19 protein-coding genes are annotated in these 25,304 nt (G+C 66.9%); 8 read left to right on the top strand and 11 right to left on the bottom strand.

Features of this window, described 5'->3' with window-relative positions; genetic code table 11:
• Nucleotide 1: 1 nt before the first annotated feature.
• Both HCU76_RS02575 and HCU76_RS02570 read right to left on the bottom strand, forming a co-directional pair.
• Nucleotides 2–1,585, bottom strand: coding sequence for an acyl-CoA carboxylase subunit beta (locus HCU76_RS02575; protein ID WP_218508374.1), 1,584 nt, complete (start codon nucleotides 1,583–1,585; stop codon nucleotides 2–4).
• Nucleotides 1,582–3,198, bottom strand: a complete 1,617-nt coding sequence (locus HCU76_RS02570; RefSeq protein WP_218508373.1) for an AMP-binding protein — start codon at nucleotides 3,196–3,198, stop codon at nucleotides 1,582–1,584. Before HCU76_RS02570 ends, HCU76_RS02575 begins: the two co-directional genes overlap by 4 nt.
• Before the next feature lie 195 nt (nucleotides 3,199–3,393).
• Here HCU76_RS02570 and HCU76_RS02565 point away from each other — a divergent pair, with 195 nt between their 5' ends.
• Nucleotides 3,394–4,122 carry a GntR family transcriptional regulator gene (locus tag HCU76_RS02565; RefSeq protein WP_218508372.1) on the top strand — a complete coding sequence of 243 codons (729 nt, stop codon included), beginning with the start codon at nucleotides 3,394–3,396 and terminating at the stop codon, nucleotides 4,120–4,122.
• Nucleotides 4,123–4,241: 119 nt separating this feature from the next.
• Here HCU76_RS02565 and HCU76_RS02560 read toward each other — a convergent pair whose 3' ends face one another.
• Nucleotides 4,242–5,027: a helix-turn-helix domain-containing protein gene (locus tag HCU76_RS02560; protein WP_218508371.1), complete on the bottom strand. Its 786-nt coding sequence runs from the start codon at nucleotides 5,025–5,027 to the stop codon at nucleotides 4,242–4,244.
• Between the two features lie 233 nt (nucleotides 5,028–5,260).
• Here HCU76_RS02560 and HCU76_RS02555 point away from each other — a divergent pair, with 233 nt between their 5' ends.
• On the top strand, nucleotides 5,261–5,617 hold the full coding sequence (locus HCU76_RS02555) for a hypothetical protein (RefSeq protein ID WP_213957806.1): 357 nt from the start codon (nucleotides 5,261–5,263) through the stop codon (nucleotides 5,615–5,617).
• A 13-nt stretch (nucleotides 5,618–5,630) separates the two neighbouring features.
• Here HCU76_RS02555 and HCU76_RS02550 read toward each other — a convergent pair whose 3' ends face one another.
• The 3 genes from HCU76_RS02550 to HCU76_RS02540 form a co-directional block, all read right to left on the bottom strand.
• A complete protein-coding gene (locus HCU76_RS02550) occupies nucleotides 5,631–6,374 on the bottom strand; it encodes a response regulator (protein WP_218508370.1) in 744 nt (247 codons plus the stop codon).
• Between the two features lie 14 nt (nucleotides 6,375–6,388).
• Complete coding sequence (locus HCU76_RS02545; protein WP_218508369.1) at nucleotides 6,389–13,204, bottom strand: PAS domain-containing protein; 6,816 nt, start codon at nucleotides 13,202–13,204, stop codon at nucleotides 6,389–6,391.
• A 124-nt stretch (nucleotides 13,205–13,328) separates the two neighbouring features.
• Nucleotides 13,329–14,303, bottom strand: a complete 975-nt coding sequence (locus HCU76_RS02540; protein WP_218508368.1) for a catalase family peroxidase — start codon at nucleotides 14,301–14,303, stop codon at nucleotides 13,329–13,331.
• Between the two features lie 285 nt (nucleotides 14,304–14,588).
• Here HCU76_RS02540 and HCU76_RS02535 point away from each other — a divergent pair, with 285 nt between their 5' ends.
• The 4 genes from HCU76_RS02535 to HCU76_RS02520 all read left to right on the top strand — a co-directional run bounded on the left by HCU76_RS02535 (nucleotide 14,589) and on the right by HCU76_RS02520 (nucleotide 19,603).
• Nucleotides 14,589–15,701 carry an HlyD family secretion protein gene (locus HCU76_RS02535; RefSeq protein WP_218508367.1) on the top strand — a complete coding sequence of 371 codons (1,113 nt, stop codon included), beginning with the start codon at nucleotides 14,589–14,591 and terminating at the stop codon, nucleotides 15,699–15,701.
• The gene (locus HCU76_RS02530) at nucleotides 15,698–17,284 is read left to right on the top strand and encodes an MFS transporter (RefSeq protein ID WP_218508366.1); all 1,587 of its coding nucleotides are present in this window, start codon (nucleotides 15,698–15,700) and stop codon (nucleotides 17,282–17,284) included. Before HCU76_RS02535 ends, HCU76_RS02530 begins: the two co-directional genes overlap by 4 nt.
• A complete protein-coding gene (locus tag HCU76_RS02525) occupies nucleotides 17,281–18,696 on the top strand; it encodes a TolC family protein (protein WP_218508365.1) in 1,416 nt (471 codons plus the stop codon). The genes HCU76_RS02530 and HCU76_RS02525 overlap by 4 nt, the downstream gene beginning before the upstream one ends.
• Before the next feature lie 103 nt (nucleotides 18,697–18,799).
• A complete protein-coding gene (locus HCU76_RS02520; protein WP_218508364.1) occupies nucleotides 18,800–19,603 on the top strand; it encodes an alpha/beta hydrolase in 804 nt (267 codons plus the stop codon).
• A 50-nt stretch (nucleotides 19,604–19,653) separates the two neighbouring features.
• Here the strand turns inward: HCU76_RS02520 and HCU76_RS02515 are convergent, their stop codons facing one another.
• Genes HCU76_RS02515 through HCU76_RS02505 form a run of 3 tightly spaced genes read right to left on the bottom strand, consistent with a single transcriptional unit; the run spans nucleotide 19,654 to nucleotide 21,003 of the window.
• Complete coding sequence (locus HCU76_RS02515; protein WP_218508363.1) at nucleotides 19,654–20,112, bottom strand: carboxymuconolactone decarboxylase family protein; 459 nt, start codon at nucleotides 20,110–20,112, stop codon at nucleotides 19,654–19,656.
• 12 nt (nucleotides 20,113–20,124) lie between these two features.
• Nucleotides 20,125–20,529, bottom strand: coding sequence for a cupin domain-containing protein (locus HCU76_RS02510; protein ID WP_371319743.1), 405 nt, complete (start codon nucleotides 20,527–20,529; stop codon nucleotides 20,125–20,127).
• Between the two features lie 36 nt (nucleotides 20,530–20,565).
• Entirely contained in the window at nucleotides 20,566–21,003 is a 438-nt protein-coding gene (locus tag HCU76_RS02505; RefSeq protein WP_218508362.1) for a response regulator transcription factor, read from the bottom strand.
• On the opposite strand from HCU76_RS02505, the gene HCU76_RS02500 reads away from it, so the two are divergent.
• Nucleotides 20,990–21,340: a hypothetical protein gene (locus HCU76_RS02500; RefSeq protein WP_218508361.1), complete on the top strand. Its 351-nt coding sequence runs from the start codon at nucleotides 20,990–20,992 to the stop codon at nucleotides 21,338–21,340. The two genes, HCU76_RS02505 and HCU76_RS02500, sit on opposite strands and share 14 nt — an antisense overlap.
• A gap of 43 nt (nucleotides 21,341–21,383) precedes the next feature.
• On the opposite strand, the gene HCU76_RS02495 is transcribed toward HCU76_RS02500, so the two are convergent.
• The gene (locus HCU76_RS02495) at nucleotides 21,384–21,608 is read right to left on the bottom strand and encodes a hypothetical protein (RefSeq protein WP_218508360.1); all 225 of its coding nucleotides are present in this window, start codon (nucleotides 21,606–21,608) and stop codon (nucleotides 21,384–21,386) included.
• Nucleotides 21,609–21,750: 142 nt separating this feature from the next.
• Nucleotides 21,751–22,668: a response regulator transcription factor gene (locus tag HCU76_RS02490; protein ID WP_218508359.1), complete on the bottom strand. Its 918-nt coding sequence runs from the start codon at nucleotides 22,666–22,668 to the stop codon at nucleotides 21,751–21,753.
• Between HCU76_RS02490 and HCU76_RS02485 the strand changes: the two genes are divergently transcribed.
• A complete protein-coding gene (locus tag HCU76_RS02485) occupies nucleotides 22,667–25,198 on the top strand; it encodes a tetratricopeptide repeat protein (RefSeq protein ID WP_218508358.1) in 2,532 nt (843 codons plus the stop codon). The two genes, HCU76_RS02490 and HCU76_RS02485, sit on opposite strands and share 2 nt — an antisense overlap.
• Nucleotides 25,199–25,304 lie beyond the last annotated feature (106 nt).

The raw sequence follows: 25,304 nt of genomic DNA, 5'->3' as shown, positions 1-25,304 counted from the left end.
ATCAGATCGGCGAGATGCCGTGCGGCTTGTCCGGCCATGCGCGGTGCTTCTTGCGCGGTGCGCAGCGCTCCAGCGTGGCCACGATCACGGAGCGCGTGTCGCGCGGGTCGATCACGTCGTCGATGCCGAAATGCTCGGCCGCATGCAGGGCGCCCAGTTGCTCGCGGAAGCGGCCGATGAGTTCGGCCCGCTTCGCCGCAGGGTCGGCCGCCGCCCTCACCTGCTTCTGGTAGGCGACATCGACCGCGCCTTCGATCGACATCGCGCAGATCTCCGCCGTGGGCCAGGCCACGCAGAGGTCGGCATCGAAGCTGCGGCCGCCGCACATCGCGATGTAGCCGAGCCCGTAGCCCTTGCGCAGCACGATCGACACGCGCGGCACCGTGGCCTGCCCGAGTTCGTACAGCAGGCGCGCGCTGCGCCGCGCCAGCGCGGTGTCCTCGGCCTGGCTGCCCACCAGGAAACCCGGCAGGTCGACCAGGTAGACCAGCGGCAGCCCGAAGCCGTCGCAGACCGAGACAAAGTGCGCGCCCTTCTCGCAAGCCTTCGCGTCGAGCGTGCCGGCCAGGTGCATCGGCTGGTTGGCCACGATGCCGACGGCGCGACCCTGGATGCGCGCGAAGCCGGTGACGAGGTTGGGCGCGAAGCCCGGCTTGATCTGGAACAGCGAGCCTTCGTCGACCACGCCGCGGATCACGTCGCAGATGTCGTAGGGCTTGCGCGGGTTGTCGGGCATCACGTCGAGCAGGCCGCGCTCGAATTCGGCATCGGGCTCGCGCGGGGCCTTCGTCGGTACGGGCAGTCGCGCATTGGATGGAAGAAAGGCCAGGTAGTCGCGCACGTATTCGATGGCTTCGGCGTCGTCGCCGGCGGCGATGTCGGCCAGTCCGTTGAGGTCGGCCTGCACCGCGGCGCCGCCGAGCGCGTCCTTGTCCGTGGTTTCGCCCGTGGCGGCCGCGACGAGCGCAGGGCCGGCGATGCCCATGGTGGACGTTCCGCGCACCATCACGACAAAGTCGCACAGCGCCGCGAAGTTGGACGGCCCGGCAAAGCCCGGCCCCATGACCACCGCCACCGTCGGCACCCAGCCCGACAGCGCCACTGCGATCTGGAAGTAGCGCGAGCCCTGCGCGAAGTGCCGGCTGTCGAGCCCTTCCTGGATGCGGTGACCGCCGCCATCGAGCAGCAGCACCATCGGGCAACCGTGCTCCAGCGCGTGCGTCGCCATGCGCTCGACCTTGGTCTCGCCGATGCGGCCGTTGGAGCCGCCGAGCACCGTGAAGTCGAAGGCGCACAGGCACACCGGCCGCCCGTCGATGCTGGCGTAGCCGGTGAGCACGCCATCGGAAGGCGCCTGCAGCGACTCTGTGTCGAAGGTGTCGCGCTTCGGTTCGACCAGGCCGCCGAATTCATGGAAGCTGCCGTGATCGACCAGCAGTGCGATGCGCTCGCGCGCCGACAGCTTGCCGAGTGCATGCTGGCGCGCGATGGCCGCGGGTCGCGCCGCATCGACCAGGCCGTCCCGCTTGGCCGTGAATTGCGCGTAGGCGAGGCGCGTCGCGCCGAGGTTGGTGTCGTCGCTCATTTCTTCCTTGCGGGGGCGGCCGGGTCGCTCGTGCGGTCGTAGGTGCCGGCGGTCACACCCGCTTCGCGCAAGACCTGCTTGCGCACCTTGGCGGTCGGCGTCTTGGGCAGCTCGGCGATGTACTCGACGTAGCGCGGCACCATGAAGTACGGCAGCCGCTCGTCGAGGAAGGCCAGCAGCGCGGCCGGCGCCACGGCCGTGCCTTCGCGCAGCACCACGCAGGCCTTGATGTCGTCCTCGCTGGCATCGCTGGCCACGGCAACGACGGCGCATTCGAGCACCGCGGGATGCTCGTTGATCTCCTTCTCGACCTCGAAGCTCGACACGTTCTCGCCGCGCCGGCGCATCGCGTCCTTGATGCGGTCGAGGAAGACGAACTGGCCATCGGGCTCGCGCCGGAACGCATCGCCGGTGTGCAGCCACTGGTTGCGCCACACACCGACCGTGGCCTCGGGCATGTCGTGGTAGCCGTCCATCACCATCCAGGGCTCGCGCGTGCGGATGACCAGTTCGCCGAGTTCGCCGTCGGCCACCTGCTGATCGTGCGCGTCGACGAGGCGCACCTCGAAGTCCGGGCGCGGCCAGCCGACCTTGCCCGGCTCGGCCTGCCCGACCGGCGCACGCAGCACGGTCGAGCCCTCGGTGAGCCCGTAGGCGGTGCAGACCGCCTCGATGCCGAAGCGCGTGCGGAACTCCTCGATCTGCGCCATCACAGGAACCATCATCACGCGCCGCAACGGATGGGTGGCATCGTCCGCGCGCGGCGGCTGGCGGTAGAGGAAGTTGGCCATCGCGCCGAGCAGCATCGTGTAGGTGCAACCGTACTGGCGCACGTCGTCCCAGAAGGTGGTCGCCGAGAAGCGCGGCAGCACGACGTTGCTGCCACCCGCGATGAGGTTGTTGTAGATGGCGGCCCACTGCCCGCCGATGTGGAACAGCGGCAGCGTGCAGAGCGAGACATCGCTGGCATCGGCCAGCCCCAGCACCTGCGGCGCCGAGTAGCCATAGGCGTGCGCGTGCGTGACGCGCACGCCCTTCGACGGGCCGGTGGTGCCCGAGGTGTACATGATGCCGATGAGGTCCCACGGCGCGAGTTGCGCCGGCGCCTCGCGCGGGCCGCGCAGCGCATCCCACGGCACGAAGCGCAGGCGTCCGACCGCCGGCAGGCTGCCCATGGCGCCGCGCACCACCACGTGCTCCAGGTGCTGCAAACGGTCTGCCACGTCGAGCAACAGCGGCAGGTAGTGCGCCTCGATGACGATCACCTTCGCGCCGCAGTTGTTGATGACGTGGACCAGGATCGAGCCCTTGTAGGCGGTGTTCACCGGCACCTCGACGCGCGCCGTCAGCGACAGCGCCCACCAGGCGATGACGTAGTCGAGGTGGTTGTCGAGCATCAGCAACACGAACTGCTGCGGGCCGACGCCGAGCCGCACGAAGCCAGCGGCGAAGGCGAGCGATTCCTCGTACAGCGCGGCGTAGCTCATGCAGCGCTCGACGTCGCGCACGGCGGGCTTGTCCGGCGCGGTGCGCAGGTGGCCCTCAAGCACCGCGCCGAGCGTGCGCGCCGCGAGCGGCGGCAATGCGGACTGCGAGTGGTTGGGAGGGCTCATGGGTGATGTGACTTCTGGCGGCGGCATCGAGAGGGTTCGCCCCGATGCATTTACGTTGATTGTCAGCCACGATTGCCAGACAATCAAGCCATACGACCGATGGTTTCCCCGAGGTGGCCGCGTCGCAGTTCTAAGCGCTGCGACGCAAGCCCTCTCCTAGAATCCAGACCGCCCAAGCTGCACGCGCGAACCCGAATGACCGTCATCACCAAAGCCCCCTCCACCAAGACTGCCGCCGCCAGGAAAAGGGCGGTGGCCGAGGCGCCTGCCAAGCCGCGCAGCACGCCCGACCGCGTGGCCGACGCGATCAGCAAGGGCATCCTCACGCGCAGGTTCACGGTAGGGCAACGCCTGGTCGAGGCCGACCTGACGCGCGACCTCGGCGTGAGCCGCAGCACCGTGCGAGAGGCGCTGCGCATCCTGGCGTCGAGCGGCGTGGTCGACCTGACGCCCCACCGCGGCGCCGTCATCCGCTCCCTGAGCCGCGAGGATGCGGCCAGCCTGCTCGGTGTGCTGGAGGTGCTGACCGGCCTCGCCGCACGCCTGGCCGCCACCAACATCCACATCGGCAACAACGCCAAGCGCTTCGAGGCGGCGGCACAGACGCTGATCTCGGCCAGCACGCCAGAGGCGCTCGACCGCGTGCTCGACGGGCGGGCCAACTACTACCGCGTGATGTTCGAGATCGCCGACAGCAGCGAACTCAGCCGCGTGCTGCCGCAGGCGCGCGCGCACCTGTTCCGCGCGCAGTTCTACAACTTCCTCACCACCGCCGACCTGCGCTCGATGGTGGCGGAGTACCGCGGGATCACCGAGGCGATCCTTGAAGGCGACCCGGTGAAGGCCGAGGCGCGCACGCGCAAGCATCTGCAGAAGTCGGGGGAGCGGACGCTGCCGAGGATGTCGGCGTTTTCGCTGGGGTGAGTTCGCGGGTCTGATCGAGCCGAGTGAGTCGGGAAGTGGTTGCGGCACCTCCCGACCGTGTGCCGGTCGCTTGCAGTCCGCCAGGGATACCCGCCCGATTGCGATCGACCCCACGCACCTCATCGATGCTGATGCCGGAACCGGCGCGGAGACTCGCCGATATGCGCAGTGAATACCCTGGTGAAGTGACTCTGGTCTGAAAAACCGAGCTCCAGCGCGATCTCGGACATGGGTCTGTCCGTCGATTCGATCAGCTTCGCCGCCGCAAGGACTCTGCGGGAAGTCACGTATCGATGCGGCGGCATGCCCACGCTTTGCTTGAAGGCGCGCGAGAAATGGCAGGCCGACAACCTGGTGAGCGTCGCGAGGTGACCTACCTCGATGTGCTCGCCAAGATGGTTCTCGATGTGCTCGCGCACCCGCCGCAATGCAGACGGAGCGATGCCGCCTTGCGGGCGCGCCGCAGTGGTTGGCTCGGTCCTCGCATGGTCTCGCACGGCCGGAGAGTCCTGCAGCCCAGGGCGATCCGAACCAATCAGTCCGCACACCGTTTTCAGCAAGTCGTCCTGGCCGCAGTTCATCGGCAAGCATGCGCTGATGCCTGGCGGCAAAGGAGCCGCGCTCGACTTGCACTCGGCTGTCGCCGTCAGCAGCACGATCTTGGGCATCGAGAGCGTGCGGGCCGAGCGCACCAGCGAATCCGAGTCAGAAATCAGCAGGTCGACGTTCTCAAGCGAGGTTTCGAAATGCGGATCATCGCCGGCCGCGCTGAACTGGACATCGCATCCATGAATCCTCTGCATCGTGGCCACCAGGCCAGCGGCCACGAGCGCGTTGGAATGCGACACCAGGATGTTCATGGCAACGGGCACCTGCCCGACCGAGGCAGAAGAGTATGTATTCATGAGGAGCCCTCGAAATCAGATGTGGATGAGGAGCCGGTAGATTGACAGGGCGTTGCCCGCGCACGATGTCCGACCTCCGCACCGCGTCTGTCAATTGACACATTCGAGCCGCCACATTCGCGAGGCGATGCCATCCAACATGTCGGTTGACATATGGACCATGACGAATATGAGTGCGCGCCGCCCGCATGTCGGGTCCAATGCAGCGAGGCAGTCAAAGGGCTATGGATGACATGAAAGCGACAGGCCGAATTGCGGTGATCGAGGGAGACGATCTGGTGCGAGAGCTCGTCCGGCAATGGCTGGTCGATGCGGGGTACTTCGTGGAAGCCTTTTCAACGCCAGCGCGCATGGCCGCTGTCGATCTCATCATCGCCGACGTCGCGAGCCCGCGCGCCGCGGAACCGCTGTTGCTCCAGCTGTTTCAGCCCGGGCGAAGCGTGCCTGTCCTGTTGCTCTCGGCAAGGTTCCGCACAGGTCAGGGCGGCTCGGTGGATCTCGCAGATGAACTGGGCGTCAAAGGCGTGCTGCCGAAGCCCTTTACTCAGCGCCAATTGCTTGCCGCAGTTCGGCAGTCGCTGGCGAAGTGACTCGTCGCGGTTGTCAGCCTCGAACGACATCGACGTTCGCGTTGAACGCGTAGCCCCTGCCTCGCTCGGTGACGATGAATGTCGGAACCTTGGGGTCGGACTCGATCTTTCGACGCAGTCGACCAACCTGCACATCGATCGCCCTGTCGAAGACCTCGGCGTTGTGAAGCCGTGACAACTCCAGAAGCTGTTCGCGATCCAGCACCTTCTGCGGGGCAGCCAGGAATGCCACGAGAAGATTGAACTCGCTGTTGCTCAATGGCACCGGCTTGTTCAGCGGGGAGGTCAGGCGCCGCAGGCGGATGTTCAGTTCCCAGCCGTCGAATCGATAGGCTCGCACGCTCGCAAGCGAATCGGTCACGCGCTCATGCATCCGGGTGCGACGCAGCAATGCCCGAACCCGCGCGAGCAACTCGCGCGGGGAGAAGGGCTTGGTCACGTAATCGTCAGCACCCAATTCGAGGCCCATGACGCGGTCGGCCTCTTCGAGACGACCGGTCAGGATGATGATGGGAACCTTCGACCGCTCGCGCAGGCGGCGCGCGATTTCCAGCCCGTCTTCACGTGCCAGCCGTAGATCCAGCACGACGATGTCGACTGCATCCCGCGCCATTACCTCGCACATTTCGCGCTCGTTGGCTGCCGTACTCACGCGAAAATCGTGATCGCCAAGGTAGCTGCTGATCAGGTCAAGCACATAGGGATCGTCATCCACGGCCATCACGTGAGCGAGCGCCGAAACGGCGACAGCCTGCATCGCGCGTTCTCCTGTCATGGCGCTGCCTGCCTGCGATGCGGCTTGTCCGCCAGGGCTTCTGATAGTGCAAGGGCAAGGTCGCGCCGTGACAGCGGCTTGGTCAAGAGGATGTCGGCGCCCGCGTCGCGCGCCTGATCGGCAGCCGTCCCCGCAAGAAATCCGCTGACCAGCAGTACCGGGACCTCCGAAGGCAATCCGCGCAGCGCGCTGATCAACATGAGGCCCGACATGTGCGGCATGCGCAAGTCGGTGATGACAGCGTCGAACGAATCAGGATCGAGGCGGAAGACCTCCAGCGCTTTCTCCGCGGAGGTGAACGCAGCGGGCCGATAGCCAAGCTCGGCCAGCATGTTGCTGCTCAATTGCACCAGGGACTCTTCGTCGTCGACGACAAGGATCCGTTCGTTCTTTCCTCGCGCCAGCGGAAGCGCCTTTTCCTCCTTTTGACCCGGAGCAGTTTCACCGCTGCGAGGGACGTAGACCGTGAAAGCGCTGCCAACCTCCAATTCACTCGATACATCGATCGCGCCGCCCAGCTCGGTCACGATGCCATGCACGAGGGAAAGGCCCAGACCCGTTCCCGTGCCAACGTCCTTCGTCGTGAAGAACGGGTCGAAGATCTTGTCTCGTATGGCGGGGTCAATGCCTGCGCCGCTGTCACGAACGCACAGCACCACGTATTCGCCCGGGGGCAACGGGCCTGTGGTCGCCATCCGCTCCTGCGCGAGGCTTTCGCAAGTCAGCCCGACCTGCAACGATCCGCCTGAAGGCATCGCCTGCATGCCGTTCGTGGCCAGGTTCATCAGCACCTGGTGCACCTGCGTGGGGTCGCCGATCATCGTCGCGTGGCCCGATTCCAGCCGGGCGTGCAGACCCACGTTGGGAGGGCGCGTCGCTTCGATCATCGCCAGCGACTCCGCGACGACGCTTTCCATGTTCACGACAATGCGCGCGCCGACGCTGCTGCGGCTGAACGCGAGGATGCGTTCGACCAATGCGCGCCCCCGTTCGCCGGCAGACAGGATGCGCTCCAGATCCCGGCGCATTCGGCTGCCGGGCCGCGTGTGCTTCATCGAGGCTTCGCCAAAGCCGAGGATCACCGCCAGGATGTTGTTGAAATCGTGCGCCACGCCGCCCGCAAGCGTGCCTACAGCTTCGAGGCGTTGCATCTGCTGCATGGCGGCTTCTGTGCGCCGGCGCGCATCCACGTCGCTGACCGAACCCGCCATCCGCGTTGCGCGACCCTCGGGGTCCCGCAAGCAGACGCCGCGAATTCGCACCCACCTGTACAGGCCGTCCGGGTGCAGGACCCGCCATTCGCCGTCGTAGCTCGGTACCGATCCATTCAAGTACGCATCGATCAATTGGCCTTGGTGACTGACGTCCTCGGGATGCAACCTGACAGTCGCGACCCAGTCGCGTCGCGGCCGTATCAAGGCGCCAGGCTCGAGCCCGTACAGCTGTTGTGCCCGATGGGACAGGAACATCTGATGGGTGTCCAGGTCCCAATCCCAGAGCCCGTCATTCGAGCCTTCGGTTGCAAGCGCGAAACGCTGCTCCGATTCACGCAACGCAGCCTCGCCTGCCTTGCGTTCCGTGATGTCGCCCACGGAACCTGTGTAGCGCCTGGGTCGACCTTGATCATCGCGAGACAGCAAGCCGTTGGTGTGAATCCATCGCACCTCGCCATGGCGTACCAATCTCAGCTCGATCTCGAGGCGAGACCTTGTGCTGGCGAAATGCTCGGTGACGGCAGCCTGCCACCTGGCGCGATCTTCCGGATGGAACGGGAAGCGGTCGAGAAAGTCCTGTCTGCCGTTGAAGCGGGTGTCCGGGGGGAAGCCGTAGATTTCGAGCATTCGCGGCGACGCGTAGAACTCGTCCGTCTCGGCAATCCAATCCCAGTGACCGTCGCGCGCAGCCTCCATGGCCAGCGCATGACGGTCTTCCGACCGCTGCAATGCGAGCACGGCCGTGCGCTGCGCAGTGACGTCCGTCGCGATACCGCTCACCCGGCGCGATCCTTGACCCTCGTCAGGAAGGAACACGCCGCGTTCGTGGATCCAACGTATCGCGCCGCAGGGCTGAACGACCCGGAACTCGACCTCCCACGCCGTGCTGCCGTCCGATTCGATCCAGTTGCCAAATGCCATCTTCACGCGCGCCCGGTCATCGACGTGGATGCCGTCCAGCCACACTTGCGGGTCCCGGTAGAGTGCCGCCAGATCGACGCCCCAGATTCGTTCGAAGCTCGGACTCGCATACAGCACGCGTTCCGGATCCATTTCGGTGATCCAGATCACGTCAGGCGTGGCATCTGCCATGGCGCGGAACCGCCCTTCGCTCTCGCGCTGGGCGCGGGCCGCGCGCTCGGCGCCCTCCTCGGCCAACCGGCGATCGCGGTTCTCCCGTTTCAGATCGAGGTAGAGCCGCGAATTCTCCAGTGCGACAGCCGCTTGCGCCGCGACGAGCCTGAGCACGGCGGTGCGCTTGCGTGTGAACGCGCCAGTCATCAGGTCGTTTTCGAGGTAGAGAACTCCGGCGAGGCGCGCCTGCTTGAGCAATGGCAGGCACAAGACGGAACGCGTTCCACGTCGTTGGAAATAGGGATCGCCGGAGTGCTGGCCCGAATGCGCTGCATCATCGAGGAGCACGGTGTCCAGGCTCTTCTCGACGAGCTCCAGCACGGAAGTGGGCCGGGGCACTTCAAGGGTCATCGCACCGCGGCGCATGACCTTGACGCCGTCGCCGAAGATCTCCGCCTGCGCCTCGAATTCCATCCCGTCCATGCCGCGCAGGAACAGCAATCCGCGCTGGGCACCGGCGTGTTCAAGTGCGACCTTCAGCAAGGTTTCCATCAAGTGCTCGGATTCGATCTCGCTGGAGAGCGCCTCCGAGACGGCCTGGACGGTCTCGAAGTCGAGCAGCTCGACGAGCGTGTGTGGCGCGCTGTCCGCCTCAGGCAGCGCGTCTGCGGAAAGCCAGGGATGTCCGAGCTCGAGGCGCTTCACCTTGCCGATGGCGCCCCATCTGAGATAGGCGTAGCGCGCCTGGCGCAGATAGGCGTGCGCGATCGTGACCAGACCCCGATCGGAATGAAATCCAGCCGCCACTTCATTGGCCAGCGCTTCAACACAGGTACAGCCATTGACGCGCGCCAGGCGGACAGCTTCCTCGAAGTGAATCTCTGCATCCAGGTACCGGCCCTCGCAGCGCGCCAGTTCGCCCTCCACCAGTTCGCTCTTGTCCGCAAAGGTCGCGGGGTTGCAGGCGCGCCAGGCGCGCAGGCGTTCAAGGTGCACCACGACGGTCGCGCGCCTGTCCGCGGCGTCCTCCTCGGACAAGGCGCCCGCGCCGGCCGCAGCGGCAAGCGCCGTGTAGAGGTGGTAGTTCACCAACTGGCTCTGGATGGCCGAGGCTTTCCAGGGCGTCGCCCGTTCAAGAGCGTCGCGGGCTTCGTCAAACCGTCCGGCGATGAACCGGAGCTGGCCTTTCAAGACCCAGTACCAGAAGAACATCGTCGGCAGGCGCCCTTCGACGACCTGCGCCTCGAACACGGCTTCCTGAAAGCCCTCTCCGTCGAACTCCGCCAGCGCCGGGGTGAGCCCGCGCAGTGCCGCGACAAAGCGCTGCTGATGCACCAGTTCGTCGGCAATGTCTCGGAACCGTGCGCGACGGACGAAGTCGAGGGATCTGTCGATCTCGCTCGCCACGTCGTCGAGGTGATCGCCTCGGACCAGCAGGTCGTTGACGGTGTGGTTGCAGGCCCAGCAAGCGACGGCAACGTCACCCCGGTTGATGCCAGCCGCGTGGGCGGCGCGCCCCGTCTCGACCGCGATCGACAGCGGCTTCGCCCAGACGCTTGCGATCTGCAAGGCGAGGATCGTCTTCGCCTCGCTCGCGGCGAATGCGTGCTTGTCGACGATGCTTCGAGCCAGCGTCGCGAATCGATGCCCCTCGAGGTAGCGGCCGAAGTGCTGGCCCATCATGACGCCGAACCAGGCGAATCCGTGCGCGGATGCAGGGGTCAACCCGTGCTGGAGCGTGAGCCGCACCATTCGGCAGAGATGCACGACCACCAGCGACAGATCGGTGAAATAAGCGACGGAGAAAATCTCGCCCAACACGTTCATGGCTGCTGCAACGGCAGGATCCACGGAAACCGGCAGGTCGACCAGCGATTCGATGGGACGTTCCGCGAGCAACTCCATCGCCTCGGCGAATGCGCGGTCCACTTCCGCGACCGGGGGGTGCGCCTCGATGTCGATGCCGAAGAGCCGCAAGCAGGTCACGGCCTGCTCGACGGCCTCTGCATGGCGGGAGCCCACGACATAGAGCTCGATCAGGCGCCGACCGACGGCCGCGCTTTCCAAGGGCGTGCATGCCAATTCCATGAGGCGGTGCAACGCGCGTTCGGAGGGCTCGATCAGTCCCGCGAGGAAGTCGCTTTCCGCGCGAGTCAATTCGAGTTCGAAGCTGATGCGTCGCTGTCGCGCATGGCCATCCGGTCCAAGGAGATCGATTCCCGCCTGTGCAAAGCCGCGGGCCGCGGCATGGGCCGTTGCCGTCAGTGCGTGCTGCGCTGCCTTCAGGTTCAACCCGGCAACGGCGTCGCGTTCTTCCTGCGATCCCAATGCGGTGGCGGCGAGGTTGAACTGTCCCACGAGATCGAAGCCGCCCGGATCGCGGACGGCGTCGAAGGCCGGTGACGACATCCCGCGGAGTCGGCGGGCGATCTCGAGGTGTGCCGCCGCACGTTGATCGTCCGGGATCATCGCGTAGGCGGCCTCTTGAAAACGGTCGTGGAGGAATCGATAGTCGCCCTGCGATCTCAGGCACAGCCCGCCCATGACCGCGGGCCACAGCGCCGAATGCAGATCGTCCTCCACAAGTCCGACAACGTGCGCCAGCGTCGCCGTTGAACTGCGGACGCCCAGGCACGCGAAGGCCTTGAGCGTCTTTCGCGTCGTCGGCGGCAGCTTGCGGATTCTCTCGATCATCAGCGCCGGCAAATCCGCCTGATGGGAGTGGCCGCGAAGCCGTGTCATGTCCCAGGTCCACTCGCCGGAATCGCCTCTTTGCTGGAACAGGCCTTCATCCGACAGTCCGCTGATGAACTGCGTGGCAAAGAAGGGGTTTCCGGCGCTGGCCCGATACACCAGCTGAGCGACTTCCGCACAAGCCTGCGGCGCACACGCAAGGGTGTCGCCAACCAGCCTGGAGATCTCTCCGGCCAGCAACGGCTCGAGGAAGATTTCCTCGACGTCCGCGATCCGGCTTCGCAATCTTCCCAGCCAGTCACGCAGTGGATGGTTCGACTCGACCTCGTTGCTCCTGTAGGCACATACGAGCAGCAGCTTCGGATTCGATTCGGCGAGGAGGACGTGTTCGATCGAATCCAGCGTCGCGCGGTCCGTCCATTGCAGGTCGTCCAGAAAGAGCACCAACGGCGAGGGCTCCGAACCGAAGACCTTGAGAAACCGGCTGAGCGTGGTTTGAAACTGGACTTGATGGTCACGCGTCGACAACTCCTGCAGCGCTTGTTGAGGGCCGAGAAGTTCGACCAGCTCAGGCGCCATGTTCGCGATGATTCGGCCGTTGCCAAGCACCGCCTCCTGCAGGCGTTGTCGCCAGCCCTCGCGCTCGGTCTCGGGCAAGGTGAGCAACGGGCGCACAAGGGATTGCAGTGCCTGGGCCAGCGTGGCATGAGGGACGCCGGACTGGTATTGATCGGCCTTTCCGGAAGCGAAGAAGCCGCTGCCGCCGGGCAGCGAACGCTGAAACTCGGCGACGACGGCCGACTTGCCAATGCCCGAAAAGCCGGACAACAGCACGATCCTGATCCGGTCTTGCGAGGCCACTTGCGCGAGCGCGTTGTGCAGCGACTCGACTTCACGCTCGCGTCCGTAGAGGCGGTCCGGCACCCGCAATCGACCCGCGGTTTCCGATGACGCCAGCGCAAAGGGTTCAATGTGCCGGTGCGCGCGCCAGGCGTACAACGACAAGCGCAGATCTGCTTCCAACCCCACTGCGGTCTGATACCGGTCTTCGGCGGCCTTGGACAAGAGCTTCAGGACGATGCGCTCCAGGACAGGCGGCACGCCCGCCACGATTTCCGATGGCGGCGCAGGCGGCTTGGCAAGGTGCGCATGGATCAGTTCGCGAGCGTCAGCGGTGACGAAAGGCAGTCGACCCGTCAGCAACTGATAGAGCAGGACGCCGAACGAATACAAGTCGCTGCGGGAATCGACACGGCGGTTGATTCGCCCGCCGATTTCGGGGGACGCGTGGGACAGGGCCGAGGTGGCGAGGCCTTGCCCCGGAATCACTGGCGCCGTCGCCTGCGCGGCCGAGGCGTTCGCGAATCCGCTGAGCCAGGCACGACCGCTCGACAGGTCCACGAAGACATTGCTGGGCCGAACGTCCTTGTGAACGAGCCCGGCATCATGTGTTCTGCGAATCGCTTCCGCGATTCCAACCGCCACGCGCAGGAACTGGTCGATGTCCCAGGGCTGCCCGATGACGTGCTCGAGAAGCACGCCTCCAGGGTCCGTCGTCCTCAAGGCCGGACGCTCCGCGGTGGCATCCAGTTCCAGCGGAACTGCCGCCCAGGACGTTTGCAGCCGGTTGCGCAATGCAAACTCATGCTGCAGGCGCTGGCGCCCCGCCAGGCTGAGATGGGCGCGGGGACGCCGCGACAGTTCGGTCCGGCCGGCATCGAAGGTGTGACGCATCAGCAGCGTTTCGCCATCGTCGTGCAGTTTCATCACGGACATCGAAGCGGGACCGCTTGCAATGTCGGCCGCGTAATCGATGGCGGGTTCGTCCATGCACGAATTGGACGCGCATTCGCCGATGGTGTGTATGGTCAGCGATGGAATCTTCGGAAAGCCGATGTCAGCTGACACAAACGGATGCCGAAGCAGCGTGTCGGCGAGTGGGCCCTCCCGACCGCTACTGCCGGCCGCCAAACGATATGGGGTAGGCCTGGGTCCGGAGCGTCAGCATCGGATCCGCCGCTTCGATCCCCGCGTGCACCGAGCCCGGGAGAAAGAGCGTCTTCTTGTCGGTGGCCTCATCGTCCGCCAGCGCGTCGATGGTGAGCGTGCCGAGCCTGGTGAGTTTCCGGTCATCGGGCCAGGCGATGGAGGGGTCGTCGATCTTGTCGCCGGCACCCGAGATCTGGGCAAACCAGTCGAAGACGATCGGACCTTTCGCGACGCGTTGGGAAATCTCTTCGCGAAGATAGCCCGGTCCCTTCGCCTTCAACTCGTCTGCCGACAGGTAGTGCTCACCGGCCCTTGGCACGAAGCGATAGCGGACATAGACCGCCTTCCCCTCGGCGTTGGTGTACTTGAGGGCGTTCACGCCGAAGTAGGCGGCCGTCGCGTAGGAAACCGGCGGCGGCTTCTGCGTGGTCAGGAAGGTCTTGGCGACAGGATGATCGGCCAGGAATCGCTCCACCGGCGTCGGATGCGCCGCTTCCGGACCGCTGGCGCCGATGCTGCGCAGCAGGGCCGCGAACTCGTCGCTCGTCGGTGAGGGAAAACCGTTGAAGCTGTGGGTCACGACGTCGAATTCCTCCGCGTCCCGGGCCTTGATCTTGACGGCGAAGCCACGCGGATTGGCTTCGGGAATGGTGTCGGGAATGTCCGGGATGCCTGTGAAATCCGAGAAGCGGACGGTCAGCGGCAAGGGGCCACCGGCCGCGAAGATCGGCGCCTTCGACAGCGACTTGGCGTGGGGATCCGCAACGAAGGTCCCCTTCAGGATGACGCCCTTGGCATGCACGGCGCGGGCGTGGTGTTCGCCGAAAGCGCTGTGCAGCGCGTCGACGAGGTCCTTCGGCGACTGGTTCGGGACGACCGCATCTGGCGCAGCCTCCGCGTGGACGGGCGTGACCGCTCCCATCACGCCGGCGATGGTCATTGCGGTGGCAACGCCGAGTTGTGCCGCACGAAGGTTCAGCTTGTCGAAGTAGTCGTCCTGGTTGCGCATGGTCGGAGCTCCTGGTGGTGAGTTCAGTGGTGGTGCCTGCCCATCTTCATCGGCGTCATCCGGAGCGTCTTTCACAAAGCGAGGGCCATTGGACGAATCCGTGCAAAGGCATTGGCGACACCGACGCCGCGACAGCGAATCTCCGTCTTTCGACGCAGCCTTTCATGGACCTCGTGCGGGACGCAGGACCTTGCGGCCAGCGTCACAGTCATCTCCATGCCCGACGCCCCTTCGCTTCCGCCCGCACCGGCCCCACCGCCGGTCGCGTCGATCACGCCGCCCGCACCGGTCGCGCGCACGTGGCGCACCCTCGCCCGCATGGCCTTGCTCGTCGCGCTGGTGCTGCTGGTGTTCGTGATCGCGCAACGCTGGGACGCATGGACCGGCGGCAGGCTGCACCAGACGACCGACGATGCTTTTCTCCAGACCGATATCACGCCCCTCGGCGCCAAGGTCTCGGGCTACGTGCTGGAAGCGCCGGCCGGCGACTTCGCGGCCGTGCGGCGCGGCCAGTTGCTGGTGGCCCTGGCGCCCGACGACTACCGCGCCCAGCTCGCGCAGCAGGATGCCAACGTGGCCGCGGCGTTGGCGGCACTCGCCAACAACAGTGCACTGGTCGATCTACAGCATGCCAACGTGCGAGCCGCTCAGGCGGTGATCGCGAACGCGCAGGCCGTGCTTGCGCGCAACCAGCGCGAGGCGTCGCGCCAGCGCCGGCTCGCCAGCGATGGCGCCGGCACCGAGCAGTCGCGCGAGACCGCCGATACCAGCGAGCGGCAGAGCACCGCGCAGCTCGAACAGTCACGCGCCCAGTCGACGGCCGCCGAACGCCAGCTCGACGTGCTGGCGGCACAGCGCAAGCAGGCGGACGCGGCCCTGTCGGCCGCCCGTGCCAACCGGGAAATCGCTGTCCTCAATCTCGGCTACACGCGCATCGTCGCGCCTGACGATGGCGTGGTGGGGCAGCGCCAGGTGCGCGTCGGCCAGTACGTCTCGACCGGGCAGCAGGTGGCGGTGCTGGCCGCGTTGCCCCGCCTGTGGGTGCTCGCGAATTTCAAGGAAACGCAGATCCGCCGCATGCGCATCGGCCAGCCTTGCGAGATCGCCGTCGATGCGTTCCCCGGCTCGCGCCTGGCGGGGCATGTGATCGGCTTCGCACCGGGCACCGGCTCCCAGTTCGCGCTGCTGCCGCCCGACAACGCGACCGGCAACTTCACCAAGGTCGTCCAGCGCGTGGGCGTGAAGATCGCACTCGACGACCAGGGTTCGCTCGCCGAACTGCTGCGGCCCGGGCTGTCGGTCGTGGCTTCCGTCAGGACCGACGAATGACACCGGCAGCCGCGTCGCGTCCGCAGGCGCCGCCCCTGCTGGGCCTGGGCGCGGTGCTGCTCGGCGCCTTCGTCTCGACGCTCAACGGCCGGCTGTCGACCTTCGGCCTCGCCGACATCCGCGGTGCGATGGGCCTGGGCTTCGACGATGCAGCATGGCTCACGACGGCGCAGACGGCCGCGCAGATGATGGTCGCGCCGCTGGCGGTCTGGGCCGCGACCGTGTTCGGCCCGCGGCGGGTGCTGCTGGCCGGTTGCGTGGTGTTCGCGACCGCCTCGGCACTCGCGCCCTTCAGCCGCGGTATCGCTCCCCTGCTCGCGCTCCAGTTCATCGGTGGCCTCGGCTCGGGCTGCTTCATGCCGCTGACCATCATGTTCGTGTTGCGCAACCTGCCGCCGCGCTACTGGGCACTCGGCATCGCGCTCTATGCGCTCAACATCGAGGCCTCGCTGAACATCGCGGCATCGGTCGAGGGCTTCTACGTCGACCGCCTCTCGTGGCAGTGGATCTTCTGGCAGAACCTGCCGCTTGCGGTCGCGATGGCTTTCTGCGTGCACTTCGGCATGCCGCGCGAACCGGTGGATCGCAAGGCCGCGCGGGACGCGGACTGGTTCGGCATGGCCTCTGCCTCGCTCGGCTTCGGGCTGCTCTATGCCGCGCTGGACCAGGGCAATCGTCTCGACTGGCTGGCGTCGGGCCTGGTCGTCGCGCTGCTGGTGGGCGGCAGCTCGCTGGTGGTCGCCTTCTTCGTGCACGAGTCGATCACGCCACAGCCCTGGATCGACGTGAGGCTGCTCACGCGAGGCTACCTCCCGATCCTGCTGCTGCTGGTGATCGAGGTCCGCTTCGCATCGCTGGGCACCGGCTTCCTGGTGCCGCAGTTCCTGACCGCCGTGCGCGGCTTCCGTCCGCCCGAGGTCGGCGCCGTACTGCTCTGGCTCGCGCTGCCGCAGTTGGTCGCGGTCCCGCTGGCCGTGCTGCTGCTGCGCCATGTCGATCCACGATGGGTCGCCTTCACCGGCATCGCGATGATCGGCAGCGCCTGCGCCATCACGTCCAACGGCCTGACGGCCTCCTGGTCGAGCGCCGACTTCCTGCCGACCCAGTTGCTCCAGGCCCTCGGACAGACCTGCGCCATCAGCGCCGCGATCTTCATCGGCGTGCTGAACCTGAAGCCGCCCGACATTCCGACCTTCAGCGTGATGATCCAGATCGCCCGCCTGTTCGGCGCCGAGGTCGGCTTCGCCTTTGCCGTGACCTTCGTGCGGACCAGCGAGCAACTGGCATCGCATGTCTTCGGCAATCATGTCCAGGCCGGCGCGGTCGGCACGCTGGCGCGCTTGCAGGGCATCGGCGCGGGCCTTGGTGTTGCACCTCAAGGCGCGGGTGCGGCATTGGCAAGATCGACGGCACTGCTCGCGCAGGCGGTGCGCACGCAGGCCAACCTCCAGGCCTGCATCGAGGGATTCGGGCTCATCGCGGCCAGCACGGCACTCGCGTTCTGGCTGCTGCTCGCACTCGATGCGCCACCCAAGGGGCCGGCCTCGCCGCATGTCCTGCGCTGGCGCGGGGGCGGAACGTGAAGGCCCGTCGACCGATCGCGATCGTCGCGATGGCCTCGATGGCCGCGATCTCGGGCTGCACGCTGGGACCGGAATTCAGGCAGCCGCCGTTGCCCGCCAGGTCCGCTGGCGCCTTCGTGAGCGCATTGCCGGATGCCGAGGCGGCCAGCGAGGCACCCGATGCCTGGTGGCGCCTCTACGACGACGACGCCCTTGCCCGCCTCGTGACCGAAGCCCTGGACCGGAACACCGACCTGGCCGTCGCTGCGGCCAACCTGGCGCTCGCGGAGGCCGTGTGGCAGGAGGCCCGCGCCGGACGCTATCCGACCACCACGCTGACTTCGGGCGCCGTCTATGGCCGCAACCTGATCGCGAATTCGATCGCCGCCGCCTTCAAGGGCCATGCCGAGAACCTGACGACCCTGCTCGGCGGGATCGATGTCGGCTACGAAATCGATCTCTACGGCCGTGTCGCGGGTTCGATCGCTGCGTCCAGCTTCGATGTGGAGGCGACCGCGGCGATGCGTGACGTGGCACGCGTGGCGGTCGCGGCGGAGACCACGCGCGCCTATCAGACGGTGCGCAGCGCCGGCCGTGAGCTCGACGTCGCACAGCGATCGGTCGCGATCGCGGAACAGGCGCTGGCGATCGTCGCGCGCCAGGCCGCCGAGGGCGCAGCATCCGATTTCGATGTCGCCCGCGTGCGCGTGCTGGCCGACCAGGCCCGCTCGCAATTGCCCGCCTTCGAGGGGCGGCGTCAGGCCGCGTTGTTCGAACTTGCGGCGCTGCTCGGACGGGTGCCCGCCGAGGCGCCGTTCGAAGTCGCGCAGGGAAGCACGACAGCGCGCCTGCCGATGCCACTGCCGACAGGGGACGGTGCCGCACTGCTGGCGCGTCGGCCCGATGTTCGCCAGGCCGAGCGTCGCCTGGCTGCGGCCACCACGCGCATCGGCGTCGCGACGGCGGCGCTCTACCCGCGCGTGAGCCTTGGTGCGAGCCTCGGCTTTGCGAACAACGAGGTGCTGAGAAGCTCGAATGCCGTCAGCTTCGCCATCGGGCCGTTGATTTCGTGGAGCTTTCCGGACCAGGCCGTCGCCCGCGCGCGCATTGCCCAAAGCGACGCGGCGGCCGCGGCTGCGCTGGCGAACTTCGACGGCACCGTGCTGCGGGCGTTGAAGGAAGTCGAGCAGGCCATCACCGCATGCAACGCCGAGACGCAGCGTCGTGCGTCGCTGGCCGATGCCGAGGCGCACGCGGCGGACGCCTATCGCCTGTCGGGAATTCGGCGCCGGGAGGGGGCGCTGAGCCAACTCGACCTGCTCACCGTCGAGCAGACCCTGCTCGTTGCGCGCGCCGTGCTGGCTGCCGCCGACACCCGGATCATCGACAGCCAGGTCAGCCTGTTCAAGGCGCTTGGCGGTGGCTGGCGCTGACGCTGCGGCTTATTGGCGTTCAGAAGGGAAATCGTTGTGAAATGTCCGTCGCACCGCGACAGTGGAGCCCTCCCCTGCCCATACCAGACCCAAGGAAATCGACATGACCACCGACACCCGCACGCCCGTCGTCTTCATTCATGGCCTCTGGCTGCATGCGAGCAGTTGGGAGCCATGGCTTCGGCTGTTCGACGAGGCCGGCTATGCGTCGACGGCGCCGGGTTGGCCCGGCGAACCCGCGACGGTGGCCGCCTCGCGCGAGTCGCCCGAAGCTGTCGCCGACCGCGGCATCGACGACCTCGTCGCGCACTTCGGCCAGATCGTCGACGCGCTGCCCGCGCCGCCGATCCTGGTCGGCCATTCGTTCGGCGGCCTGATCGCGGAAAAGCTGCTCGGCCAGGGCGTCGGGCGAGCCGCGATCGCAATCGACCCGGCGCAGATCAAGGGTGTGCTGCCCCTGCCGCTCGCGCAGTTGCGGTCTGCCCTGCCGGCGCTTGGCAATCCATTCAACAAGCACCGCGCGGTGTCGCTGACAACGAGCGAGTTTCGCTACGGATTCGGCAACGCCCTGAGCGAGCAGGAGTCCGATGCCCTCCACGAAAGGTGGAGCATCCCGTCTCCGGCGCGCGGGCTGTTCGAAGTGGCGCTGGCGAATTTCACGCTTCATTCGCCAGCCAAGGTCGATACGCGCAACGATTCCCGCGGTCCGCTGCTCCTGATCTCCGGCACGGCGGATCACACGGTGCCCGACGTCACGACCCAGGCCACCTTCCGCCAATACCGTGACTCGACGGCTGTCACCGAACTCAGGCAGTTCGAAGGCCGGGGCCATTCGCTGACCATCGACCATGGCTGGCACGATGTCGCGGCGGCCTGCATCGCGTGGCTGAAGGCACACGGGATGTGAGGCATGCCCTGCCGCCGCCGATCATTCGATGCGAACGGCGAGATGCGCTGTCATGACGCGGGCACGCCCTCCGGCGTGCGACGAAAGCTGATCGCCATGCGGTTGTAGGCGTTGATGACGCCGATCGCGAGGGTCAGCTCGACCAGTTCCTTCGGCGAGAACTGGGCCATCGCCGCTTCATAGTCGGCATCGGGCGCGCCCTGTTCCGAGATCAGCGTCACGGCCTCGGCCCAGCGCAACGCGGCCTGCTCCCTCGCATCGAACAGCCCGGCCGTTTCGCGCCACGCCGACAGCAGCATCAGTTTTTGAACCGGCATCTCGGCCTTCAACAAATCCCGTGAATGCATGGCGATGCAATAGGCGCAGCCATTGATCTGCGACGCGCGCAGATAGACCAGGTCGATCAACATCTGCGGCAGGCCAGACTTGGTGACGACGTGGTGGTAGAGGCCGTTGAGCCCGCGCATTCCTTCAGGCGTCAAGGCGAGGTGATCGAGGCGTTGGGTCATGGGAATCTCCTTTCAGCGAGGGTCTGGAACCTTGAGCGGCGCGCCGGTCGGGCCGACGAACACCACCAGAAGGCGCGCCGCTTTCGTGCGGCTGGCGTTCTCCGTCAGCACGTGGTGAGCGCCAGGCGCTTCGTACCAGTTCTCTCCGGCGCGATAGACCTTCGCCGGCGTGTCGTCGAGCTGGCTGCGTACGCTGCCCGAGAGCACATAGGCGTACACGAACGCTTCGCCATGCCGATGCGGTCCGGCCTTCGCGCCGGGAGGGAATTCGACGACCGCGGAAGTGAACGTCTTGCCGGGGAGATTGGCGATCGGCTGGCCAAGCAGCGGCGTCACGTTTTCCGAGGGCGGCGCAGCGGATGCCGCCATGCAGCCGAAGGTGCAGGCGAGTGCAGCGAAGTGAATCAATAGCTTCACGAGCTTCTCCTGAGATGTCGAAAAGGCGAGGCCTGGTCAATGGTCCAGGCAGACCATGCCGAGGCGATACGCCTTGTGTACGGCCTCGGTCCGCGAGCGCGCGCCAAGCTTGTTCATGATCGCCCGCACATGGCTCTTTGCAGTGCCGACCGTCACACCCAAGCCTCGCGCGATGTTCTTGTTGCACTCGCCCTGCGACAGCAGGGCAAGCACCTCGGTCTCGCGGTTCGTCAGGTCCATCAGCGTGAGCGCTTCCGCCAGTTGGACCGCGACCGTTGGCGCGATGTATCGGCTGCCTTGCGCGACTGCCGATACCGCCGCATGGATCTCGCGGGCATCGGCCGTTCTCTCGATGATCGCGCTGGCGCCCGTTCTGATCGCTTCTCGAACGACGTGGGGCTGATGCAGATCAGTCATCAGGATGACACGCAGTTTCGGCGCGGCCATCCGGATCGATTTCATGAAGTCGCGCATCGGCATGTTGCCCAGCGCGGGATCGACAAGCGCGACGGCCGCACCATCCCGGGAGCAGCAGGCCAGGAAGCCTTCGATGGAGGTCGATGAGCCTGTCAAGGTGGCGATGCCTGACAGCAGCAGCAGCGACCTCAGTCCGCACACCAGTGTCGGCGAGGGCATGCCGATGACGATCCGCGTGGCGGGCGCTGCGACAGTCGATCGGGGCGCGGCGGGCGGATCGAAGAAGTCGGATGAACATCTGTCGGTCAGCGACTCGTTGCTCGCATCCGGGAACAGTGCGTTCGAGCTCGCCACCGAGGACTTGGCCAGGAAATCGGTCATTGGGCGCTCCTGAGGTATGGGTCCCACCTTAGGCGCTGGCAGGATTTCGCGCCTGCTCAGTCCGAGCGCAGCTTGTAGGAAACCGGCATGACCGTGCGCTGGCGACGGGTCAGGTCTGACAAATGGCCAATCGACATCGCCTCGGTGACGGCGCAGATCGCGTGCCTGGCCGCGAAGTCGTTGGCGTCGAAAGCCGCCCGGTACCGCTGGAGCGCAGCTCGCATGTCGTCGCCAATCTGGAAATTTTCCTCATGGCCGGATCGCGCGCAATGAAGCATCAAGGCCCCAGCTTCAACGCCCTTGCCAGACCGCCCCGCGCCTCTCCGCGAACATCTGCAGAAATCGGGGGAGCGGACGCTGCCGAGAATGTCGGCGCTATCGCTGGGTTGAGTTCGGATTGGCGGCGACTCTGCAAGCGCGTCGTCAGCGTGCGCAGAGCGCCGTGCAACCGTCCAGGGCAACCGCGCACCAGGAGATCGGTCCTGCCAGGGCTTCGAGAAGGTCGGGGGGCAAGCTCATGCAGGCCGCGAGCGCGCCTACACGCCGCTGGCCCTGCGGTTTGCTCGTCCAGTCCCGCTGCCGCACGAGGCCGCGCGTGGCTGCGATGGTGGCGGCATGGGTGCGCGAACTCGCACCGAGCTTGCTCATGATCGCCGTCATATGTGACTTGACCGTTCCCGCCTTGATCGCGAGATCCCTGGCGATCGCCTTGTTGGAATCGCCGCTCGCGACGAGGCGAAGGACCTCGATCTCGCGCGACGTCAGGGATGCATGCATCAGGCTGTCGACCATGCGCTGCGCGACGGAGCGGGAGACGTAGCGGCGGCCGGCGGCCACCGAAGTCGCGCCCTCGATCAGCTCGTCCAGCGGGCCGCCCAGGACGATGTAGCCATGGATGCCCGCCTCGATCGCGCGTCGGATGTCCACCTCGCAATCATTGGTCGTGAGCACGAGGATCCTTGCCCCCGACAGCTCCCCGAAGGAGACGGCAAGGCGCATGGCGTTGTCATAGTCGGTGACGACAACGTCGATGCAGGGTCGGCCTGCAGCCACGGCATCGCCTTCATCGACGAAGGTCTCGAAGGCCGAGAACTGGCGCAGGGATGCCACGAGTCCTGCGCGGAGCAGCGGGTCAGGGTGCATGACAAGGATGGTCGAGGGGCGAGGCGCAACGTGGTTCATCGTTATCTCCACAGGGGCAGCAGGCAGCGTTCGAACGCGCCAGACGAGAGCTTCGCTTTTTCCACGGCCGATGTCATTGGCGCCGGCCTGAAGATTTCCTGATGTCTTGGGGTGGCGGCGTAGACTCGCTTTCGCACAGGCGCCTGGCATCGCTTCCATGACCGCTCCAGCTCGATGGGTCCGCTACCGGTTTGAGCGCTTCGAGCTCCAGCCGGACGAGCGCCGCCTGCTCGCGAGCGACCAGGCGGTCCATCTGGGTCCGCATGCCCTCGATCTGCTGGCCGCACTGGTCGAGCGCTCCGGGCAACTGGTCACCAAGGACGAACTGCTGGCCCAGGTCTGGGGCAAGGTGGTCGTCGAGGACAACACGCTGCAGGCGCATGTCTCGGCACTGCGCAAGGTGCTGGGGCCCGAAGCGATCTCCACGGTCTCCGGGCGCGGCTACCGCTTCAACTTCGACGTCCTCCGCGACACGGCCGCGCCAGCGCGCGCCTCGCAGCCAAGGCACAACCTGCCCCAGCCCCTGACGAGTTTCATCGGCCGCGAGCGGGAGATCGCGGAGGTCAGGCAGTGGCTGGCCACCACGCGGCTGCTCACGCTCGGCGGTGCGGGCGGCTGCGGCAAGACGCGGCTGGCGTTGCAAGTTGCCGCCTCGATGCTGGAGCGGTATCCGGATGGCGTCTGGTTCGTCGAGTTGGCCCCGCTGGGCGACCCGTCGCTGGTGGCCCAGGCGATGGCCAAGGCCCTCGGCATCACGGAGCAATCCGGCAAGGACCTCATGGAGACCGTGGCCGAATGGCTCGCGCCGCGGCAGCTGCTGCTGTTGCTGGACAACGCGGAGCACCTGCTCGAGGCATGTGCGCGGCTCGCCGACACATTGCTGAGGCGCTGCGCAGGGCTCACCCTCCTCGTCACCAGCCGGGAGCGCCTGGGCATCGAGGGCGAACTCACCTACCGCGTGCCATCCCTGTCCGTCCCGCAGGCGCAATCTGACGCGACAAGCGAGGACGTCCTGTCTTGCGAGGCCGCACGCCTGTTCATCGATCGCGCGCGGCTGCAGCGACCGGACTTCGAGGTGGCGGCGAAGGACGCCGCGGCCCTGGCGTCGATCTGCCGGCGCCTGGACGGCATCGCGCTGGCCATCGAACTGGCTGCACCGCAGGTGCGCGTGATGTCGCTGCAGGCGTTGAGCCATCGCCTGGACGACCGCTTCGGCATGCTCACCGGCGGGTCTCGCACGGCGCTGCCGCGCCACCGCACGCTGCGCTCGCTGATCGACTGGAGCCACGAACTGCTGGGCGCGGCCGAGAAGGTGGCGCTTCGGCGAGTCTCGGTGTTCGCCGGCGGCTGGACGCTGCAGGCGGCCGAAGCCGTCTGCAGCGGCGGGGACATCGATCGCGCCGAAGTGCTGGAGCACCTGGCCTCCCTCGTCGACAAGAACCTCGTCACGATCGAGATGCAGGGCGACGAGACGCGCTTCGGCCTGCTCGAGACCGTGCGCCACTATGCGCAGGACCGGCTGCGCGAGAACGGCGAGGACGAGCCGCTGCGCGACCGCCACGTCGAATACTTCCTGGCGATGGCGGGCAGGCTGCTCGACCCGCTGCAAACCGATTCCGAACTCCAGGCCAAGCTGCTGCAACTCGACCAGGAACACGACAACGTGCGCGGGGCGCTGGCATGGTGCGGAGCCTCGCCCGCGCGATCCGAGAATGGCCTGGCGCTCGCGGGGCAGCTCCACTGGTTCTGGAGAATGCGCGGCCACTACAGCGAAGGGCGCGACTGGATCGCCCGCCTGCTGGCCATCGCGCCCGATGCGAAGCCGGGCGAAGCGCACGCCAGCGCGTTCCATGCAGCGGGATCGCTGGCCTATCTCCAGGGCGACTACGCGGTGGCGGAGCGGCGCCATCGGGCAGCACTCGCCATCTGGAGCCGGCTGGGCAACCGCCGGGGCAACGTCCGCTCGCTCATCAGCCTCGGGAGCATCGCCGATGCGCGGGGCGAGCCCGCGGCCGCGCGCGGGCTCTACGAGGACGCCCTGGCCATCGCACGCGAGATCGGCGATCGGCGCAGCATCTCCATGGGCCTGCACTGCCTGGGCGCGGTCGCCCACAACGCGGGCGATTACGCCGCGGCGCAGGCGCTGCTCGAGGAATGCGTTGCCGTCAGCCGCGACATCGGGGCTTGGCGGGCGGCGGTGGCACTGTCGGTGCTGGGCGAGGTACGCCATGCGCAGGGTGCGCTCGACGCGGCCGAGTCCCTGCTGCAGGAAGCGCTGAAGGGGCACCGCGAACTGGGGGACCGGCCCGGCATGGCCAAGACCCTCGTCGGACTGGCGACCGTCGCTCACGATCGCGGCGACATCGCCGCGGCTCGGTCCCGGCTCATGGAAGCGCTGGATCTCGTGCCGACCGGCGACGCCCTGTCCCATGCGACGTGGCTGGATGCCTTTGCCGGCCTCGCGCCAGCGTTCGCGGGCGCGGACTGCGCGGCGCGACTGTGGGGCTGCGCGCAGCGATCGCGCGAGGAGATCGGCGCGCCGATGTCCACGCCGGAGCGTGCGCGGCGCGACCGCATGGTGACCAGCGCGCGCGGCGCACTCGCGGACGATGCCGCGTTCGACCTCGCGTGGAACGCAGGGCGCTCGTGGACGGTGGACGAAGCGCTGCGGCATGCGCTGACGCTCTGATCGCGTCCCCGGCCAGCCGGACTCGCCAAAAGGTACGAGGACCGGACTGGACCTCTTTCCGATGCGGTGTGACGCGCCGCCCGGCACGCTATCCCGACCCTCCATG

This window comes from Variovorax sp. dw_308 (genome assembly GCF_019207085.1).
Classification (GTDB): Bacteria; Pseudomonadota; Gammaproteobacteria; order Burkholderiales; family Burkholderiaceae_C; genus Variovorax.
The sequence above is the reverse complement of the archived record's forward strand: the minus strand, read 5'-3'. Positions and strand labels throughout refer to the sequence as shown.

Coding starts and splice junctions, on each gene's coding strand:
- HCU76_RS02575 (WP_218508374.1), bottom strand. CDS start 1,585: ATGAGCGACGACACCAACCTCGGCGCGACGCGCCTCGCCTACGCGCAA.
- HCU76_RS02570 (WP_218508373.1), bottom strand. CDS start 3,198: ATGAGCCCTCCCAACCACTCGCAGTCCGCATTGCCGCCGCTCGCGGCG.
- HCU76_RS02565 (WP_218508372.1), top strand. CDS start 3,394: ATGACCGTCATCACCAAAGCCCCCTCCACCAAGACTGCCGCCGCCAGG.
- HCU76_RS02560 (WP_218508371.1), bottom strand. CDS start 5,027: ATGAATACATACTCTTCTGCCTCGGTCGGGCAGGTGCCCGTTGCCATG.
- HCU76_RS02555 (WP_213957806.1), top strand. CDS start 5,261: ATGAAAGCGACAGGCCGAATTGCGGTGATCGAGGGAGACGATCTGGTG.
- HCU76_RS02550 (WP_218508370.1), bottom strand. CDS start 6,374: ATGCAGGCTGTCGCCGTTTCGGCGCTCGCTCACGTGATGGCCGTGGAT.
- HCU76_RS02545 (WP_218508369.1), bottom strand. CDS start 13,204: ATGGACGAACCCGCCATCGATTACGCGGCCGACATTGCAAGCGGTCCC.
- HCU76_RS02540 (WP_218508368.1), bottom strand. CDS start 14,303: ATGACCATCGCCGGCGTGATGGGAGCGGTCACGCCCGTCCACGCGGAG.
- HCU76_RS02535 (WP_218508367.1), top strand. CDS start 14,589: ATGCCCGACGCCCCTTCGCTTCCGCCCGCACCGGCCCCACCGCCGGTC.
- HCU76_RS02530 (WP_218508366.1), top strand. CDS start 15,698: ATGACACCGGCAGCCGCGTCGCGTCCGCAGGCGCCGCCCCTGCTGGGC.
- HCU76_RS02520 (WP_218508364.1), top strand. CDS start 18,800: ATGACCACCGACACCCGCACGCCCGTCGTCTTCATTCATGGCCTCTGG.
- HCU76_RS02515 (WP_218508363.1), bottom strand. CDS start 20,112: ATGACCCAACGCCTCGATCACCTCGCCTTGACGCCTGAAGGAATGCGC.
- HCU76_RS02500 (WP_218508361.1), top strand. CDS start 20,990: ATGAAGTCGCGCATCGGCATGTTGCCCAGCGCGGGATCGACAAGCGCG.
- HCU76_RS02505 (WP_218508362.1), bottom strand. CDS start 21,003: ATGCGCGACTTCATGAAATCGATCCGGATGGCCGCGCCGAAACTGCGT.
- HCU76_RS02485 (WP_218508358.1), top strand. CDS start 22,667: ATGACCGCTCCAGCTCGATGGGTCCGCTACCGGTTTGAGCGCTTCGAG.
- HCU76_RS02490 (WP_218508359.1), bottom strand. CDS start 22,668: ATGGAAGCGATGCCAGGCGCCTGTGCGAAAGCGAGTCTACGCCGCCAC.